The 18,683-nt window shown below is 71.5% G+C and carries 5 protein-coding genes; 4 read left to right on the top strand and 1 reads right to left on the bottom strand.

The window, feature by feature from the left end; genetic code table 11:
• Positions 1-229: 229 nt before the first annotated feature.
• Positions 230-952 carry a hypothetical protein gene (locus tag IEY56_RS02370; protein ID WP_189035329.1) on the bottom strand — a complete coding sequence of 241 codons (723 nt, stop codon included), beginning with the start codon at positions 950-952 and terminating at the stop codon, positions 230-232.
• Between the two features lie 565 nt (positions 953-1,517).
• On the opposite strand from IEY56_RS02370, the gene ccrA reads away from it, so the two are divergent.
• The 4 genes from ccrA to IEY56_RS02350 all read left to right on the top strand — a co-directional run bounded on the left by ccrA (position 1,518) and on the right by IEY56_RS02350 (position 18,682).
• Positions 1,518-2,861, top strand: coding sequence for a crotonyl-CoA carboxylase/reductase (gene ccrA / locus IEY56_RS02365; protein ID WP_189035328.1), 1,344 nt, complete (start codon positions 1,518-1,520; stop codon positions 2,859-2,861).
• Positions 2,862-3,375: 514 nt separating this feature from the next.
• A complete protein-coding gene (locus IEY56_RS02360) occupies positions 3,376-12,051 on the top strand; it encodes a type I polyketide synthase (protein ID WP_189035327.1) in 8,676 nt (2,891 codons plus the stop codon).
• Positions 12,048-15,359, top strand: coding sequence for a type I polyketide synthase (locus IEY56_RS02355; RefSeq protein WP_189035326.1), 3,312 nt, complete (start codon positions 12,048-12,050; stop codon positions 15,357-15,359). The genes IEY56_RS02360 and IEY56_RS02355 overlap by 4 nt, the downstream gene beginning before the upstream one ends.
• A complete protein-coding gene (locus IEY56_RS02350) occupies positions 15,356-18,682 on the top strand; it encodes a non-ribosomal peptide synthetase (RefSeq protein ID WP_189035325.1) in 3,327 nt (1,108 codons plus the stop codon). Before IEY56_RS02355 ends, IEY56_RS02350 begins: the two co-directional genes overlap by 4 nt.
• Position 18,683 lies beyond the last annotated feature (1 nt).

Raw genomic sequence — 18,683 nt, 5'->3', positions numbered from 1 at the left:
GCGCTGCACTGTCGTCCATGCCCTGGGACTGACCGTTTGCCGACGGCCGAGCGCACGCAGGCGTCCTTCCGGACGCGGCGCACGGGAGGCGACGCTGCAGGCGGAGCGCGCGAACTCACGGCGCGGCGGTGTGCCGCGCGCCTCAGAGTGTCCACACCTGCCGGAGACAGCACAAGACGCAGCCGTCGTACCGGCTGCGTCTTGTCGCTGCGTGGGTTGCGGCAGAGGGTCAGGCGGTGCGTCCCCGGGCGCGGCGGACCGGCTTCCTGATCAGCCAGATCACCGATCCGGCGAGGAGCACCAGGCCGGCGGCCAGGAGCACGGTGCCCATCCAGGTCAGCCCCGCGACCTTCGCCGCCACGTTCACATGGCCGGACAGGCCGGAGGCGCCGTCGCTCCGCATGGCGACCGCCTGGACCTCGCCGGACTTCACGTTCCAGTCCACGGTCTGGGCGCCCTTCCCGGCGGCTTTGGCGACCCACGCGTCGGACTGCTCCGGCATCGTCGAAGGCTTGCCGCCGGAGTGCTTGCTGGCGGTGTCGCCCTGGGGCTTGGAGTCGTGGATGGTGACGTGCTCGACGCTCTTCAGGTACCGGCTCGCGTCGGCCTTCTCGGCGATGCCGACGAACACCGGAGTGGACTCGTCCTTCGGCGTGAAGGTGATCCGGAGGTCCTCGAAGAGACCTCCCATGTCCTTGTCGGCACGCCACGCGTCGCTGGTCATGGCGTAGGTGTCGGTCTGGTGTGCGTACCGGTCCGTGCCCAGGTCGATGTACCCGTCGTTCTGTGCGCCCATGGCCAGAGCAGTTGCCCCCAGCCCTGCGAGCGTCAGGGCCACCAGCGACAGGACTCCGCCGATCACGACGGCAGAGATGCGCCCGGCCGTCCATCCGCCGGACGTGGTGTCTGTGTCGGCTGCCCTCGTCGAAAGGCCGGCGTCCATGTCGGTCACGAATTCCTCCTCGGCTTGCCACCCGGGGGTCGGCTCCGGATGCGGTGTGCTCAGACGGCGGGTGCGGGACGAGATGCCCGCTTCCGTCGATTTCGCTCACAGTAGCCACGGGGAAACTCTCCGACATCAGGGGAATCCCCCAAGACGCCTCGGGGGTGCCCTGACGCACAGGCCCGATCGCCCCTGACAGGGAGGCCGGAGCGGGTCGCATTTCGACATCCCGCCCGGCATGCTGCGCGGAAGATCCGCTGGTCGGCGCGGGTGCTGCGGCGGCAGGAGCACAGTCGGCGAACAGGTCGGCGAGCGGTGTTCAAGTGATCGCGCGGGACAGTTGAACGTCCCCCGGTCCACCCCTGGGCACCCTCCCGGGCCGACGGGTCTCAACCCGCGACCGCTGGACTCTGCTGACGGCCTGATGCCAGCATGCATCACGCTCTTGCCCTCGCAATTCGGAAAGAACAGGGCAAAGCAAATATCCCGGGATTTCTCACCACCTTTCTCGTAGGAGCGAAACCGAGCTGCTCGCGTCTTGTCATGGACCGAGCCGGAATGAGGGCCGGAGAATATGCGGAAGATCCTCGACGCGATCCTCGCGGGCGAACTCGAAGAGGTGGGCGACCTGCCGGTGCCCGAGTTCTACCGCGGTGTGACTCTGCACGCCGACGAGACCGAGTTGTTCGACGGGCTGCCGTCCCGCGACAAGGACCCCCGCCGGTCGCTGCACCTGGAGGATGTGCCCACCCCGCACCCCGCGGTCGGCGAAGTGCTGGTGGCAGTGATGGCGAGCGGGATCAACCACAACACCGTGTGGTCGTCGATCTTCGAGCCGATGCCGACGTTCGGCTTCCTGTCGCGCTACGGCCGGACCTCGCAGCAGGCTTCCCGGCACGACCAGCCGTACCACGTGCTCGGCTCGGACATGGCCGGGGTGGTCCTGCGCTGCGGGGACGGGGTGACGGGCTGGAAGCCCGGAGACGAAGTGGTCGCGCACTGCCTGTCGGTGGAGCTGGACCAGCCTGACGGGCACGCCGACACCATGCTCGATCCCGAGCAGCGGATCTGGGGCTTCGAGACGAACTTCGGCGGGCTGGCCGAACTGGCGCTGGTCAAGGCCAACCAGCTGATGCCCAAGCCGGGCCACCTCACGTGGGAGGAGTCCGCCGCCTCGGGGCTGGTGAACTCCACCGCCTACCGGCAGCTGGTCTCCGACAACGGCGCGCACCTCAAGCAGGGCGACACCGTACTGATATGGGGTGCCTCCGGCGGCCTCGGCTCGTACGCGACGCAGCTCGCGCTCAACGGCGGAGCGACCCCGGTGTGCGTGGTCTCCAGCCCGCAGAAGGCCGAGGCGTGCAGGCAGATGGGCGCGGAGCTGGTGATCGACAGGAAGGCGGAGGGCTTCCGGTTCTGGAAGGACGAGCAGACCCAGGACCCGCGCGAATGGAAGCGGTTCGGCGCCCGGATCAGAGAGCTGACCGGGGGTGACGACCCGGACATCGTCTTCGAGCACCCGGGCAGGGAGACCTTCGGCGCGAGTGTGTACGTGGCCCGGCGCGGCGGCACCATCGTGACCTGCGCGTCCACCTCGGGATTCCAGCACAGCTTCGACAACCGGTACCTGTGGATGCACCTCAAACGGATCGTCGGTACCCACTTCGCGAACTACCGGGAGGCATGGGAGGCGAACCGGCTCATCGCCAAGGGCCAGATCCATCCCACGCTGTCGCAAGTGGTTCCGCTGGAGCGGACGGCGCAGGCCGTTCACGACGTGCACCACAACCTGCACCAGGGAAAGGTGGGCGTGCTGTGCCTGGCGCCCGAGGAGGGGCTCGGGGTCAGCGATCCGGAGCTGCGGGCCCGGCACGACGCCGCGATCAACCGGTTCCGCACCGAGCCTGAGCCCGTCTGACGGCAGGGCCCGGAGTGCGAGTCGGCTCCCCCGCCGGCGACGGCCACGTCGCCAGCGCCGGGGCGGCCGGGGTGTAGCGGGTCACGGGGCAGCGCCGGAAGCCGTGACCGGCACACCGGATACGCGGCTTGCCGGCTCCACCGGGGCGGCATGCCGCAGATGCACCGGAACGGGCCGCGCCAAAGGTCTGCGACTTCTGCACCTCAGACATTTCTTGACGGGTCCACGCGCTTACTGCATGCTGACCTGCGAATGGCGGGAATTCACCGGGGCATCCATTCGGCCCGCTTTCACAGTCTTCTCGCGATCCATCCGGTCCACACTCCGAGATTCCCCCGGCGCGAAATTCCAGTAGATTACCGGGTGGAATCATCCGAGCAGCAGTGGCAACTTTCGTGCACTCATCCGCGCTTGACGGACGAGTACTCAGCTAATTTTCAGCGGGATTATGCAGAGCGATCCGCCATACTTCCGCGCATTCGTGCAACGTGTCGATCACGGAGAGGACGATCGGATGTCGGGCCGGGAGGCACAGTCGCTTGTCGAGCATTTCCGCACGGTCTTCGGCGAACACCCGCAGGAGCAGACCTTCCGGTACCTCGTGGACGGCGAGGGCAGCCCGCAGGCCATCACCGACTCCGAGTTGGACCTGAGGGCCCGGACGATCGCCGCGACCCTTCAGGAGCGCTTCCCCTCCGGTGAGCGGGCACTGATCATGTGCCCGGCCGGGCTGGACTACGTCACCTCCTACTTCGCCTGCCTGTACGCGGGCATCATCGCGGTCCCGGTCTATCCGCCCGACCCGGCGTTCCTGATGCGCACCCTGCCGCGGCTGACCAGCATCGTCGACGACGCCGAGCCCGTAGCGGTCCTCGCGCCCGCCTCGACGGTCGCTCTCGCCGACAGCTTCGCCGAACAGGCCCCGCTGCTGCGGGACCTCGCCTGGGTCGCCGTCGACGAACTCGACACCACCGCCGCGGACGACTGGCGGGATCCCGGAACGGGCCGTGACGACGTCGCGTTCCTGCAGTACACGTCCGGCTCGACGAGCCGGCCCAAGGGCGTCATGGTCAGCCACGGCAACCTCATGCACAACATCACGGCCATGGCCCGGCAGTTCCACCTCACCGGCCCCGACCAGCACATGGTGAGCTGGCTGCCGCCCTTCCACGACATGGGGCTGATCCTCGGTCTGCTCACCCCCGCCTACGTCGGGTTCCCCGTCACCTTCATGTCGCCGTTCTCCTTCCTCAAGAGACCGCTGCGCTGGCTGCGCACGATCTCGGAAGTGGGCGGCACCGCGAGTCCCGCCCCCAACTTCGCCTACGACCTCGCCGTGGCGAAGACCACCGAGCGAGACCGGGCGACTCTGGACCTGAGCACCTGGCACGCCGCCGTCAACGGCGCGGAACCGGTGCGGAAGGAGACGCTGGAGCGCTTCTCCAGCACCTTCGCCGAGTGCGGCTTCAGGCCCAGCGCCCACACGCCGGCCTACGGGCTGGCCGAGGGGACCCTGATGGTCTCCACCGCGGACCCGGCGACCCGGCCGACTCTCCGCGATCTGCGGGCCGAAGGGCTCCTGGCGGGAACCGCCGAGGACGCCGCCCCCGGCGAGGCGGTACGCACGCTGCTCAGCTGCGGCTTCTCTCCGCACGACCAGAAGGTCGTCGCGGTGGACCCGGAGACCGGCACCGCGCTGGAGGACGGCCGCGTCGGCGAACTGTGGGTGGCGGGACCGAGCATCGCGCACGGTTACTGGCGCCGCCCCGAGGCCACCGAAGAGACCTTCCACGCCCGGCTGAACGACGGCGCGGAGGAGTTCCTGCGCACCGGCGACCTCGGCTTCACCGAGGACGGCCAGATCTACGTCACCGGCCGTATGAAGGACGTCATCATCATCGCCGGCCGCAACCACTACCCCCAGGACATCGAACGCACCGTCGAGGCCGTCGCGCCGGGCATGCGGCAGGGCTGCGGTGTCGCGGGCAGCCGCGACATCGACGGCGAGGAACGCCTCATCATCGTCCAGGAGTACCGCGGCCGTGACCCCGAGGAGCACGCCCGGGTCATCGCAGCGGTCCGCGCCGAAGTCGCCCGCGAGCACGGGCTGCAGGCCCACATCGTCGCCCTCGCCCGCGCCGGAACGGTGCCGAAGACCTCGAGCGGCAAGCTGCAGCGTTCGGCCTGCCTCGACGCGCTGCTGCGGGGTGAGATGGACTCGCTGGCCCTGTGGCGGGCGGACGACGCAGCCGACGCACACGCGGACCGGGAACAGCCGGAGGAGGCGGGGACCGGCGGACAGGACTCCGCGCCGAGCTCAGCTGAGATCGAGCTGTGGCTGCGCGAAGCGCTGGCCGCCGCGGCCGGCGAGAAGGTCGAACGCATCGACCCGGAACTGCCGTTCGCCATGTACGGACTGCAGTCCGTACACATGGTCGCGATGGTCGGCGACCTGGAGCGCCGCCTCGGCGTACCGCTGGAACCCGGCATCGTCTGGGAGTTCCCCACCGCCGCCAAGCTCGCCCGGCACCTGTCGGGAGAGGCCGCTCCCGCGCAGGAAGCCGCGACCGCCGAGGGGGTCTCCGGCACCTCCGCCGTCCCGGCCGAATCCCCCGGGGCAGCGGCCGAACCCCTCGCCGGGGACGAGGCGATCGCCGTCATCGGCATGGGATGTCGCTTCCCCGGCGGGGTGAACAGCCCCGAGAGCTTCTGGCGGCTGCTCGAGGAAGGCCGCGACGCGATCACCGAAGTGCCCGCCGAGCGCTGGGACATCGAGGAGTACACCTCCGAGGACCCGGCGGCCTCCGGCCGCACCAACAGCCGCTGGGGCGGATTCGTCGACGACGTCGACCAGTTCGACGCGGGCTTCTTCGGCATCTCGCAGCAAGAGGCGAACCGGATGGACCCGCAGCAGCGGCTCCTCGCCGAGGTCACCATCGAGGCCCTGGAGAACGCGGGCGTGCCCACCGACGAGCTGTCCGGCTCGCCCACCGGCGTGTTCGTGGGCATATCGTCGTTCGACTACGCCACCGGCCAGCTGCGTGAACTGGCGGACATCGACGCCTACACCGGCACAGGCAGCGCCCTGAGCATCGCCGCGAACCGCCTCTCGTACCTGCTGGATCTGCGCGGGCCGAGCCTGGCGGTGGACACCGCCTGCTCCTCCTCGCTCGTCTCGGTCATCCAGGCGTGCTCGAGCCTGGCCCGCGGCGAGTGCGACGTGGCCCTCGCCGGCGGCGTCAACCTCGTGCTGTCCCCCGCACTCGCGATCAACTTCAGCAAGGCCGGCGTGATGTCCGCCGACGGCCGCTGCAAGCCGTTCGACTCCGGCGCCAACGGCTACGTCCGCGCGGAGGGCGCCGGAATGGTGGTGCTCAAGCCGCTCAGCCGGGCCCTCGCCGACGGCGACCCCGTCCACGCCGTGATCCGCGGCGGGGCGGTCAACCAGGACGGCGCGAGCAACGGCCTCATGGCGCCCAACCCCAAGTCCCAGGAGGCGGTCATCCGTTCCGCCCACGCCAAGGCGGGGGTGCGGGCCGCGGACATCGCGTACGTGGAGGCGCACGGCACCGGCACGATCCTCGGCGACCCCATCGAGGCGAAGGCCCTGGGTGCCGTCCTCGGTGACGGCCGCGCCCCGGACCGGCCCTGCCTGATCGGCTCGGTGAAGTCCAACGTCGGCCACATGGAGGCCGCTGCGGGCATCGGCGGCCTCATCAAGACCGTCCTCATGGTCGAGCGCCGCATGGTGCCGCCGACCGTGCACTACCGCGAGGCCAATCCGCACATCTCCTTCGACGACCTGCCCGTCCGCGTGGCCGACGCCCTCCAGCCCTGGCCCGTCGGCGGTACCCCGGCACTCGCGGGCGTCAGCTCCTTCGGCTTCGGCGGCACCAACGCCCACGTGGTGGTCGAGGAAGCGCCGCCCGCCCCCTCCCCCACCGCCCCGCCGGCCGGCGGCGCCGTGGTGCTGCCCGTCTCCGCCCGCGACGAGCAGGCCCTGCGCGACCTCGCCGCCCGCTGGGAGAGCCGGCTCGGCGACACAGCACCAGTGGGTGCCCTCGCCGCCGCTGCCGCCGGACGCCGAACCCACCACGAGCACCGGCTGGCCTGCGTGGGCAGCTCCGGGGGCGAACTGCGCGCCGCGCTGGCCGCGTTCGGCCGCGGTGAGGACGTCACCGGGCTCAGCTCCGGCATACGCAGGATCGGCTGGCAGCCCAAGCCCGTGTTCGTCTTCTCCGGGCAGGGCCCCCGGTGGTGGCCGCTGGCCGCCGACCTGTTCACCGGCGAACTCGCCGGCGAGAAGGCCTTCCGCGCGGTCCTCGAACGTGCCGACGCCCTGCTGCGCCGTCACACCGACTGGTCGCTGCTCGATCAGGTCGCCGCCGACCCGTCCAGCTCCCGGCTGATGGACACCGCCGTCGGCCAGCCCGCGCTGGTCGCCGTGCAGGTCGCGCTGGCCTCCCTGTGGCGCTCCTGGGGAGTGGAGCCCGCCGCCGTCGTCGGACACAGCGTCGGTGAGATCGCCGCCGCCCACGTCGCGGGCGCGATCTCTCTTGAGGACGCCCTGCTGATCGCCGTGCACCGCGGCACGGTTCTGCACGCAGCGACCGGCAAGGGCCGGATGGCCGTCGCCGGCGTCACCCTGGAACGGGCACGCGAGCTGCTCGCGGAACGCTCCCCGGAACAGGTGTGGATCGCCTCGGCCAACAGCCCGAACTCCACGGTCTTCTCCGGCGAGGGCAGCTCTCTGGAGGCCTTCGCCAAGTCCCTGGAGGCCGACGGCCTGTACTGCAAGGTGCTGGAGTCCGTCGAATTCGCCTCCCACTGCCCCCTGATGGAACCCGTCGCAGCCGAACTGTGGCGGCTCCAGTCCTCCCTGAGCCCCCGCGCCACGGCCATCCCGATGATCTCCTCGGTCACCGGTGAGGCCATCGCCGGCGACCGGCTCGACGCGGAGTACTGGGCGTCCAACCTGACCCAGCCCGTCCTGTTCGACACGGCCGTCACGGCGCTCGCCGAGACGGGACACAACGTGTTCGTCGAGATGTCGCCGCATCCGATGCTCACCGACGCCGTCACCGAACGCCTCTCGTCCTACGAGGGCGGCTGCGCCGTCTCCTCGCTGCGGCGCGACCAGCCGGGCCGCGCGACGGTACTGGGCGAACTCGGCAGCCTCTACACCGCCGGACACCAGGTCGACTGGGCCCGCGTCTACGGGCCCACCGGGCCCATGGCCGACCTGCCCACGTACCCGTGGCAGCGCACCAGAAGCTGGTACGAGCCGCGCGACCGCCGCCGGGCTGCGCACCGCGGCCACCCGGTGCTGCGGGACCGCGTCGCCTCCGCGCTGCCCCCGCACGCCGTCCACTGGTCGGCGCCCGTCGACTTCGCGGAGTTCCCCTACCTGAAGGACCACGAGGTCGGCGGCACCCCCGTCCTGCCCGCAGCGCTCGTACTGGACGCCGGCCTCGCCGCGGCCCGTGCGCACCTCGGCGACAGCGCCGTCCTGACGGACGTCGAGCTGACCCGGCTGACCGTGGTGCCCGAGCAGGCCGACGACACCACGCTGCAGCTCGTCCTCCTCCCCGGCACCTCCGACACCGGCTCGCTGCGGCTGTTCACCCGTACCGGCGCCGACGACGGCTGGGCCGAGGCCGCGCGCGCCTCCTTCCGCCGCGCGGCCCCCGGCGCGACCGCCGCACCGCTCGCCGAGGTGCGGGCGCGCTGCACCGGCGCCGCCGACGCCGACGGCCATTACGCCGCGCTGAGGCGTGCCGGGCTCGCGTACGGGCCCGCGTTCCAGGGCGTGGAGCAGCTGTGGCGGGGCCGGGCCGAAGCCGTGGCCCGGCTGCGGGAGCGGACCGCCCTGACCGGCGACGGCGGCGAGCACCCCGTGCACCCGGCCGTGCTCGACAGCGCGCTGCAGGTCGTCAGCGCCGCTCTCGAAGCGCAGGAGAAGCCCCTCGACGCCTCGTACGTGCCGGTGAGCGTCGGCGGGTTCACCCTCCACACCGACCGCGCCGAACCTCGCTGGGCGCACGCCGCCGTCCCGCCACCGGAGGCCGGGGCCGACGAGATCGCCGGTGCCGCCGTCGTCCTCTACGACGACGAGGGCACTCCCGTCGGCGAGGTCACCGGCATCACCCTGCGACGGCTGGAAGGCACCGAAGCCGCCGATCCGCTCGGCGAGTCCCTGCTGGGCATCGACTGGCGCCACTCCCCCGCCGGTGACGACACCACCAACCAACAGCCGGGCACCTGGCTGCTGTTCGCCGACGGCGGCGGCACTGCGGCGGCACTCGACACGGCGTTGCGCTCCCGCGGCGCCACCTGCCTGACCGTCACCGCCGGAAGCGCCTACCGCAAGACCGGCACGGGCAGCTACGAACTCGACCCCGGCCGCCGCGAGGACGTCGCCGCGCTCCTGGCCGACCTGTCCTCCGAGGGTGTCCGGGCGGACGGGCTCGTCCACGCGTGGGCCCTCGACGTGGAACTCGCGGACGACAGCAGCCCCGAGCAGATCACCGCAGCCCAGAACGCCGCCTGCCTGCCCGCGCTCCATCTGGTGCAGGAGCTCGCCGCCGGCGGCCAGGACCCGGCTCCCCGTCTCGTTCTGCTCACCCGCGGGGCCCAGTCCGCCGCCGACGGCGACGAACTGGCCGTCGGGCAGGCCCCGTTGTGGGGTCTGGCCCGGGTCGTCGGCCTTGAGCACAGTGAGCTGCGGACCACCGTCGTCGACCTGGACCCGGGCCGTTCGCAGAGCGAGCCGGCCGAACTGGTCGCCGAGATACTGCGGGACGGAGACGACGACCAGGTCGCCCTGCGCGCGGGGCAGCGCCTCACTCCGGCGCTCGCTCCCTGGACGCCGGAGGGCCGGATCGCGCTGGACGAGCGTCCTTCCTGGTCCTTCGACTCCTCCCGCGACGGCAACCACCGCCTGCTCGCGACCCGTCCCGGCAGCCTTGCCAGCCTCCGCTCCACCGCGTGGCACCGCACCCCGCCGGGGCCGGGACAGGTCGAGATCGAAGTGACCGCGGCGGGCCTGAACTTCAGCGATGTCCTGAAGGCCCTGGAGACCTACGCCGGTACCGAAGGCGTGGTGCCTCTCGGTGCTGAGTGCTGCGGACGGATCACCGCCGTGGGCGAGGGCGTCACCCGCCATCAGGTCGGCGACCGGGTCATCGCGGTCGGCCCCAGCAGCATGGCCGCGTTCACCACCCTCGACGAGCACCTGGTGAGTGCCGCTCCGGCGTCGCTGAGCGACGATGAGGCCGCCGCCGTGCCCATCGCGTTCCTCACCGCCGTCCACAGCCTCGACCGCCTGGCCCGGCTCCGTGCGGGCGAGAGCGTCCTCATCCACTCCGCCACCGGCGGCGTCGGCCTCGCGGCGCTGCAGATCGCGCAGGGACGCGGCGCCCACGTCTACGCCACCGCCGGCACCCCCGAGAAGCGTGAGCTTCTGCGCGGTCTCGGCGTCGCCCACGTCATGGACTCCCGCACCCTCGACTTCGCCGACGAGATCGCGAAGCTCACGGACGGCCGCGGCGTCGACGTCGTGCTGAACTCCGCCTCCGGCGAGGCCTTCGTGCGGTCGCTCCGACTGCTCGCGCCCGGCGGACGGTTCGTGGAGATCGGCAAGCGGGACATCTACGACAACAGCCACATCGGCCTTGAGCTCTTCAAGGACAACCGGGCCTTCCTCACCGTCGACCTGGAAGGCACCATCCGGAACCAACCCGGGGAGATCGCGGAGCTGTTCACCGGGATCGCGGAGGGCTTCGACCAGGGTGATCTCACCGCCCTCCCCGTGACCGTCCACCCGTTCGCGGACGCCCCTGCCGCCTTCACCGCCATGGCGAAGGCCCAACACACCGGCAAGCTCGTGCTGCGCCCCGCCGCCGATGAGCAGATCACCACCGCCCCCGGTGGCGCACCGGTGCGCCCCTCGGGCACGTACCTCATCACCGGCGGCCTCGGCGCACTCGGCCTGACGACAGCCCGCTATCTCGTCGAGCAGGGCGCCCGTCATCTGGTCCTGGTCGGCCGCAGCGCTCCCGGCGCCGACGCCGAACAGGTCCTCGAGGAGCTGCGTGCCCGCGCGGAGGTCACCGTCGCCAGCGCCGACGTCTCCGAGCGCGGCCCCGTGGACGGCCTCCTGGCCCGCATCGACGCCTCCATGCCACCGCTGGCGGGGATCGTCCACGCGGCCGGCGTTCTCGACGACGGACTGCTCACCGGCCTGAACCAGGAACGGTTCCGGTCCGTTGCGGGCCCGAAGTCGTACGCGGCCTGGCACCTGCACCAGGCCACCCTCGACCGCGAACTGGACTTCTTCGTCCTGTACTCGTCGGCCGCCGCCGTGCTCGGCTCGGCCAGCCAGGGCAACTACGCCGCCGCCAGCGCGTTCCTCGACACCCTGGCCCATCACCGGCGCTCCCGCGGCCTGCCGGCGCTGAGCATCGACTGGGGCCCCTGGTCGCAGATCGGCCTCGCCGCCCGCCCCGACCGCGGCGGAGCCCTGGCCACCCGGGGTATCGAGAGCATCAGTCCCGAGCAGGGCATCGCCGCCCTGGACCGGCTGCTGAGCAGCTCCCCCACCCAGGTCTGCGTTCTGCCGCTGGACCGCGACAAGCTCCGCGAAGCACCCGGCGGCGGCCTGCTGCGCACGCTTCTCGCCGAGTCGGGTGAGGGCTCCGCCGCGGCGGGAGGACCGGTGGGTGAGATCCGCCGCCGGATGCTCGCCGTCGAACCCGGCCGCCGGCGCAAGGCCGTCCTGACGGACCACTGCCGGGACACCGCCGCCCGCCTCCTCGGAGCGGACACCGCCAGGATCGACACCAGCGCACCCATCACCAGCATGGGCTTCGACTCGCTGCTCTCGCTCGAGCTGCGCAAGTCCCTGGAGAACTCCCTGCACGTCAAGTTGCCCTCGACGGTCACCTGGCGCTTCCCGACCATCGACGCCCTGGTGCCGTACCTGGCCGAGCGGATGGAGATCGAGCTGGAGCCGGGCCAAGGCCAGGGGGCGGACCAGCCGTCCGCACCCCCACCGCCTGCGCCGCGACCGGAGACCGAGGGGGCGCCCGCCTCGGAGGCGAGGCCGGATCTGGACTCGATGTCCGCCACCGAACTCGAAGCACTCCTGATGGCCAAGACCAAGCAGATCGACGAAGGGGGTCAGCGATGACGCCGCAGGGACCGGACCTGGTATCGGCCGACACGCTCAAGCGTGTCTACCTGACGATGGAACGTCTCCAGCGGCAGGTCGACGAGCACGAGCGGGCGCGGAACGAACCCATCGCCATCGTGGGCACCGGCTGCCGCTTCCCCGGCGGCGTCTCGGACGCCGACGGCTACTGGCGGCTGCTGACCGAGGGCACCGACGCCGTGAGCGAGATCCCCGCCAAGCGGTGGGACCACGAGGCGTTCTACGACGAAGAGGCCGGCAAGCCCGGAAAGGTCTACACCCGCTCGGGCGCGTTCACCGACGGCGTAGAGCTGTTCGACCACGACTTCTTCGGGATCTCCAAGCGCGAGGCCATGGCGATGGACCCGCACCAGCGCCTGAGCCTCCAGGTGTGCTGGGAGGCCCTGGAGAACGCGGGTCAGGACCCGGCAGGTCTCGCCGGCAGCCGCACCGGCGTGTTCATGGGCGCCGCGTCCTGGGACTACATCACCTCGCAGATCCAGGACCCCGACGACGTCAGCGCCTACACGAGTTCGGGCGCGGCCCTGTCCTTCGTGCCGGCCCGCATCGCCTATCTGCTGGACCTGCGCGGCCCCAACATCACCGTGGACACCGCCTGTTCGTCCTCGCTGGTGGCCGTACACCAGGCGTGCCAGAGCCTGCGGCTCGGAGAGTGCGACATGGCCATGGCCGGCGGCGTCAACGTGGTGCTGTCGCCGCTGCTGATGATCTCCCAGTCCCAGTTCGGCTCGGTCTCCCGGCAGGGCCGGGCCATGTCCTTCTCCGACAGCGCCGACGGCTACGTACGCGGCGAAGGCTGCGGTGTCGTCGTCCTCAAGCGCCTGTCCGACGCGCTGCGCGACTCCGACCGCGTCCTCGCCGTCGTGCGGGGCGGCGCGGTCAACCAGGACGGCCGCAGTGCCGGGATCACCGCCCCCAACGGGGCCGCGCAGCGGGACGTCTTCCGCCGTGCCCTGGACGCCGCCGGGGTCTCCCCCGAGCAGATCGGCTACATCGAGACCCACGGAACCGGGACCCGTCTCGGCGATCCCATCGAAGCCGAAGCCCTCGCCGACGTGTACGGCCGCGAGAGCGGCGCGCCGGTCTACCTCGGTGCCGTCAAGACCAACATCGGGCACCTGGAGGCGGCGGCCGGCATCGCCGGGCTCATCAAGGCCGCGCTGTGCCTCGACCACGGCGAGATCCCCCCGAATCTGCACTTCACGCGTCTGAACTCCAACATCTCCTTCGACGGCACCACCTTCCAGGTGCCCACCGGCCTCGCCCCGTGGCCGCGGACCGACGAGCGCCGGGCCGCGGCGGTGAGCAGCTTCGGCCTCAGCGGCACCAACGCGCACCTGATCCTCGAGCAGGCCCCAACGCCTGCGCCGCCGGCCCCCGACGACCGCCGACCGGCTTCCGTCCTGCCGCTGTCCGCCCGCAGCGAGACGGCGCTGACCGCCCTGGCCGGCCGCTACGCCGAACGCCTGGCCGACGGCGACGGGACGCCGCTGGCCGACCTGTGCTATTCGGCGGGCACGGGGCGCTCGCACTTCCGGCACCGTCTCGCCGCCGTCGGGTCGACCCGTGAGGAGATCGCAGGCCAGCTCGCTGCGTTCAGCAACGGCGAGATCGCCCCCGGCCTGGTGCAGGGCGAGGCGGACGGCCCCGATGAGGTGGTCTTCCTCTTCACCGGGCAGGGCGCCCAGCGCCCCGGCATGGCCCGCGGCCTGTACGACACCCAGCCCGGCTTCCGTGCGGCCGTCGACGAATGTGCCGAGATCCTCCGACCGCTGCTGGACCGGCCGCTGCTGTCCGTCCTCTTCCCCGACGACCCGGACGACCAGCAGATCAACGACACCGCCTACGCCCAGCCCGTCACCTTCGTCGTCGAGTACGCCATGGCGCAGCTGTGGCAGTCGTGGGGCATCACCCCCGCGGCCGTCCTGGGGCACAGCTTCGGCGAGTGCGTGGCCGCGTGCGTGGCGGGGGCGATGTCCCTCGAGGACGGCCTGGCCTTCGCTGTGGAACGCGCCCGCGTCATCGAGGAGTTCTCGCTGCCCGGCACCATGGCCGCGGTGTTCGCCTCCGAGGAGGAGGTGACCGCCGAACTCGCCGCGCATCCCGGCCGGATCGGTGTCGCCGCGGTCAACGGCCCCTCGAACATCGCGGTCTCCGGCGACCGGGACCTGGTCGACGCGGTGTGCACCGCCTTCGAGTCCCGGGGGGTGAAGACCAAGCGCCTGCACATCGCCTCGGCCGGACACTCCCCGATGATGGATCCCGTCCTGGAGCCGCTGCGCATCGCCGCGGAGAAGATCGCCTTCACCGCGCCGCGTATCCCCCTGGTCTCCAACGTCACCGGAGAGCTGTGGCCGTGGGACGAGGCGCCGGGCCCCGACTACTGGTGCCGGCACGTGCGCAGCACCGTGCGGTTCTCCGACGGCGTCCGGACCCTTCAGGAGATGGGCTACCGCACCTTCGTCGAGGTCGGCCCCGCTCCGACCCTGCTGGGCGTCATCAGCGACTCCCTGCCGCCCGAGCACGACGTCCTGCTGCTGCCCAGCCTGCGGCCCCAGCAGGACGAGTGGGAGATCCTGCTGCCCACCGTCGCCGAGCTGTACGCGTCGGGGGCGTCCGTCGACTGGGCCGGTTTCGACCGCGACTACACACGGGCCAAGGCGCCGCTTCCCACCTATGCCTTCGACCCGGTCGACTGCTGGCAGCCGCCGCGCTCCTGGGAGGGCGGCGCTTCCGCCGCCGCCGGCGACGACGGGAACGGGGACGGGGAGAGCCCGCGTGCCCGCAGCACCGCCCGGGAGGGATCCCGCAGCCGCCGCCGCTCCTCCCGCACACGGCGCCGCGCCAGCCGGATCCCGACCGCGGCCGAGCTGATGGAACTGCCCGATTCCGAACGGCTGGAGACGCTCTCGGCCCAGTTCGTCCTCAGCGTCAAGGACATCCTCGGCTCCAGCACCACCGACGTCGGCGTGAACCAGACCCTGACCAGCTTCGGCCTGGACTCCCTCATGGCCGTCGAGCTGCGGAACGAGATCCAGAGCAGGCTCAGCCTCACCCTGAAGATCACCGATTTCCTCGGCGACGCGACTATCAGCAGCGTCGCGGGGCGCATCGTCAAGGAGCTGTCCGCGACCGGCGGCGCCTCCTCGACGGGCAGCGGGCACGGCAGCTCCGGGGGACCCACTGCGATCCAGCGGGTCCCCCGCGCAGCTGACGCCGCCGCGGCGCTTCTGGACGAGGTCACCGGCCAGGCCGCCCCCGAGTCCCGCCCGGAGACACGCTCGTGACCGACGACCTCACCCGGCGGCTTGCCGCCCTCACACCCGAAGAGCGCGCCCGCTACGAGCAGTTGCTCGCGGAGCAGGCCACCACGGAGGACACCTTCCCTCTGGCGGTCCTGCAGCGCGGCACCTGGTTCCTCGAACAGATACGGCCCCGCAACCCGGGATACATCGTGCCCGGTGCGGTCCGTGTCGAAGGCCCCCTCGACACCGGTATGCTGCGCGCCGCCGTCGCCGAGGTCGTCAGGCGCCACGAGGCCCTGCGCACGTCCTTCCAGCTGCGCGACGGCGCACCCGTCCAGGTCGTCGACCCCCGTCTGACCGTCGAGGTGCCGGAGACGGACCTCAGCGGCCAGGCGTACAGCGAGGCCGACCACCAGAAGTGGATCGACGACGTCCTGTCGGAGCCCTTCGACATCGGCACCGGCCCGCTGCTGCGGGTACGGCTGCTGCGCACCGGGCCCGAGCAGTCCGTGCTCGTCGTCGCGATGCACCACCTGATCTCCGACCGGTGGTCGACCGGGGTGTTCCTGAGCGAAGTGTCCGAGCTCTACGAAGCGTTCAGCGAGGACCGGCCTCCTTCGCTGCCGGAACTCCCCATCCAGTACGGCGACTTCTCCGCCTGGCAGAACCAGCAGCTCGACAACGGCGGCTGGCAGGAGGACCTGGAGTACTGGCGTGACCATCTCGCCGGAGCGCCGCTCGTCCTCGACCTGCCCACCGACCGGCCCCGTCCGGCCGTCCAGAGCTTCAACGGCGGCTCCGTCCAGCTGAATCTGCCGCCCGACGTGGCCGAGGGGCTCGCCGCGCTGGCCGCCCGGCACGGCGCGACCCCGTACATGGCGCTGCTCTCCGTGTTCCGGATCCTGCTGCAGCGCTACACCGGACAGGACGACATCCTGGTCGGCGGGCCCGCGGCCCTCCGCTCACACGCCGAAGTCGAGCCGCTCATCGGCTACTTCGTCAACACCCTGCCGATCAGGACCGACCTGTCCGGCAATCCCGACTTCACGTCGGTCCTCGGCCGTGTCCGGGACGCCTGCCTGGGCGCCTACGCCCACCAGGACCTGCCCTTCGACAAGATCGTCGCCGACCTCAACGCCCCCCGGGACCTCAGCCGTTCCCCCGTCTACCAGGTCAGTTTCAGCTACGGCAGGGAACCGGTGCCGGACTTCGCCATGGCGGGCGCCCGGCTCACGCGGCTCCCGGTCAGGAGCGAGGGGGCCCGTTTCGACCTGGAACTGCAGGCGTTCGACTCCGAGGGCGGCGTCACCGGCTGGTTCGAGTACGACCGTGACCTGTTCGACAAGGCCACCATCGTCCGTCTGGAGGGCCACTTCCGCCGTCTCGTCGAACAGGTCACCGCCCACCCCGACGTGCCCGTCGACGAACTGGACCTCCTCGACGAGACGGAACACCGCCGGCTCGTGCACGAGTGGAACGACACCGACAGGGAGTGGCCCGACGGGCTGGTGCACGAGTGCGTGGAGGAGCAGGCACGCCGCTCCCCCGACGCGGAAGCCGTCCGGTACGAGGGCACCTCCCTCACCTACCGCGAACTCAACGAGCGTGCCAACCGTCTCGCGCACCTGCTGCGCGGCCGCGGAGTCGGCCGCGACGTCCTGGTCGGCGTCGCCATGGAGCGTTCCCTCGACCTTGTCGTCTCGCTCGTCGCCGTCCTCAAGGCCGGCGGGGCCTACGTCCCTCTCGACTCGGGCCTGCCGCCCGCCCGGCTCGCCGGCATCGTGGAGGACGCCCGGCCCTCCGTGGTGCTCACCCACAGCGACACGGCCGACGGCCTGCCCGCGCTGGACTGCCCCGTGCTGCCGATGGAGGAACTCGCTGCACAACTGGCCGCACAGTCCTCGGAGAACCCCGGGGTGGCCGTGGACGGCGAGGACCTCGCCTACGTCATCTTCACCTCCGGATCGACGGGACGGCCCAAAGGCGTCATGAACGTCCACGCTGGCCTGCGCAACCGGCTGCTGTGGATGCAGGACGCCTACGGGCTGGACGCCACCGACCGGGTTCTGCAGAAGACGCCGTTCTCGTTCGACGTGTCGGTGTGGGAGTTCTTCTGGCCGCTGATGACGGGCGCCACTCTCGTCGTCGCCAGGCCCGGCGGGCACCGCGACAGCACCTACCTCGCCACGACCGTCGCCGCCGAGCGGATCACCACGGTCCACTTCGTGCCGTCCATGCTCCAGCTCTATCTCTCCGAGCCGCCGGAGAAGTCGGCCACATTGCGGCGGGTGATATGCAGCGGGGAAGAACTGACCCGCACCCTGCACGACCGGTTCCTCGAGTCCCACCAGGCCGAGCTGCACAACCTGTACGGGCCCACCGAGGCGGCGATCGACGTCACCGCGTGGCACTGCCGGTCCTCGGACGCCCACGGTCCGGTGCCCATCGGCCGCCCCATCGCCAACACCCGCATTCACGTACTGGACCACCGAGGCCGTCCGCAGCCGATCGGCGTGCCGGGCGAACTGTGCATCGGCGGCAGGAACGTCGCACGCGGCTATCTGAACCGGCCGCGGCTGACAGCCCAGCGCTTCACGGCCGACCCGTTCGTCCCGGGACAGCGCCTCTACCGCACCGGTGACCTGGCGCGCTGCCGCGCCGACGGCACGCTCGAGTTCCTCGGCCGCCTCGACCACCAGGTCAAACTCCGCGGCCAGCGCCTCGAACTCGGGGAGATCGAGGCCGTCCTGAGCAGGCATCAGGCGGTTCGGGAGGCGGTCGTGGTCGCCCGCGAGCACGCGCCGGGCGACGTCCGCCTCGCGGCGTACGTCACCACCGACGGCACGGACGGCCCCGGCGGTGACGACCTGGCCGCGCATCTGCGCGAACAGCTTCCCGAGTACATGATCCCGGCGTCCTTCACCGTGCTGGAGGCCCTTCCGCTGACCCCGAGCGGCAAGACCGACCGCAAGGCCCTGCCCGAACCGCGTGCCGACCGCTCCGGAACCGGCACCTGGTTCGTCGCGCCCGAGGACGGCCTGCAGCAGCAGCTCGCCGAGATCTGGAGCACCCTGCTGGGCGTCGAACGTGTCGGGATGCGCGACAACTTCTTCGACCTCGGCGGACATTCCCTGCTCATGGCCGAGTTCCGTACCCGGCTGGCAGCCCTCGGCCACGAAGTGGCCATGGTCGAGCTGTTCCAGCACCCCACTCTCGAAACGCTCGCCGCCCATCTCGGCGGCGCCCCCGGCCCCTCCAGCACCGCCGTCCAGAACGCCAGCCGACGCGCACAGACCCGCCGTCAGTCCCGCGACCGGCGGCGACAGGCGGCAGGACGCCGGGCTTCCTCTCGCGGAGACAGGTGAT

Origin of the sequence: Streptomyces daqingensis (assembly GCF_014645895.1) — a bacterium.
GTDB classification, from domain to species: domain Bacteria; phylum Actinomycetota; class Actinomycetes; order Streptomycetales; family Streptomycetaceae; genus Streptomyces; species Streptomyces daqingensis.
This window is presented reverse-complemented; position numbering and strand designations above follow the sequence as displayed.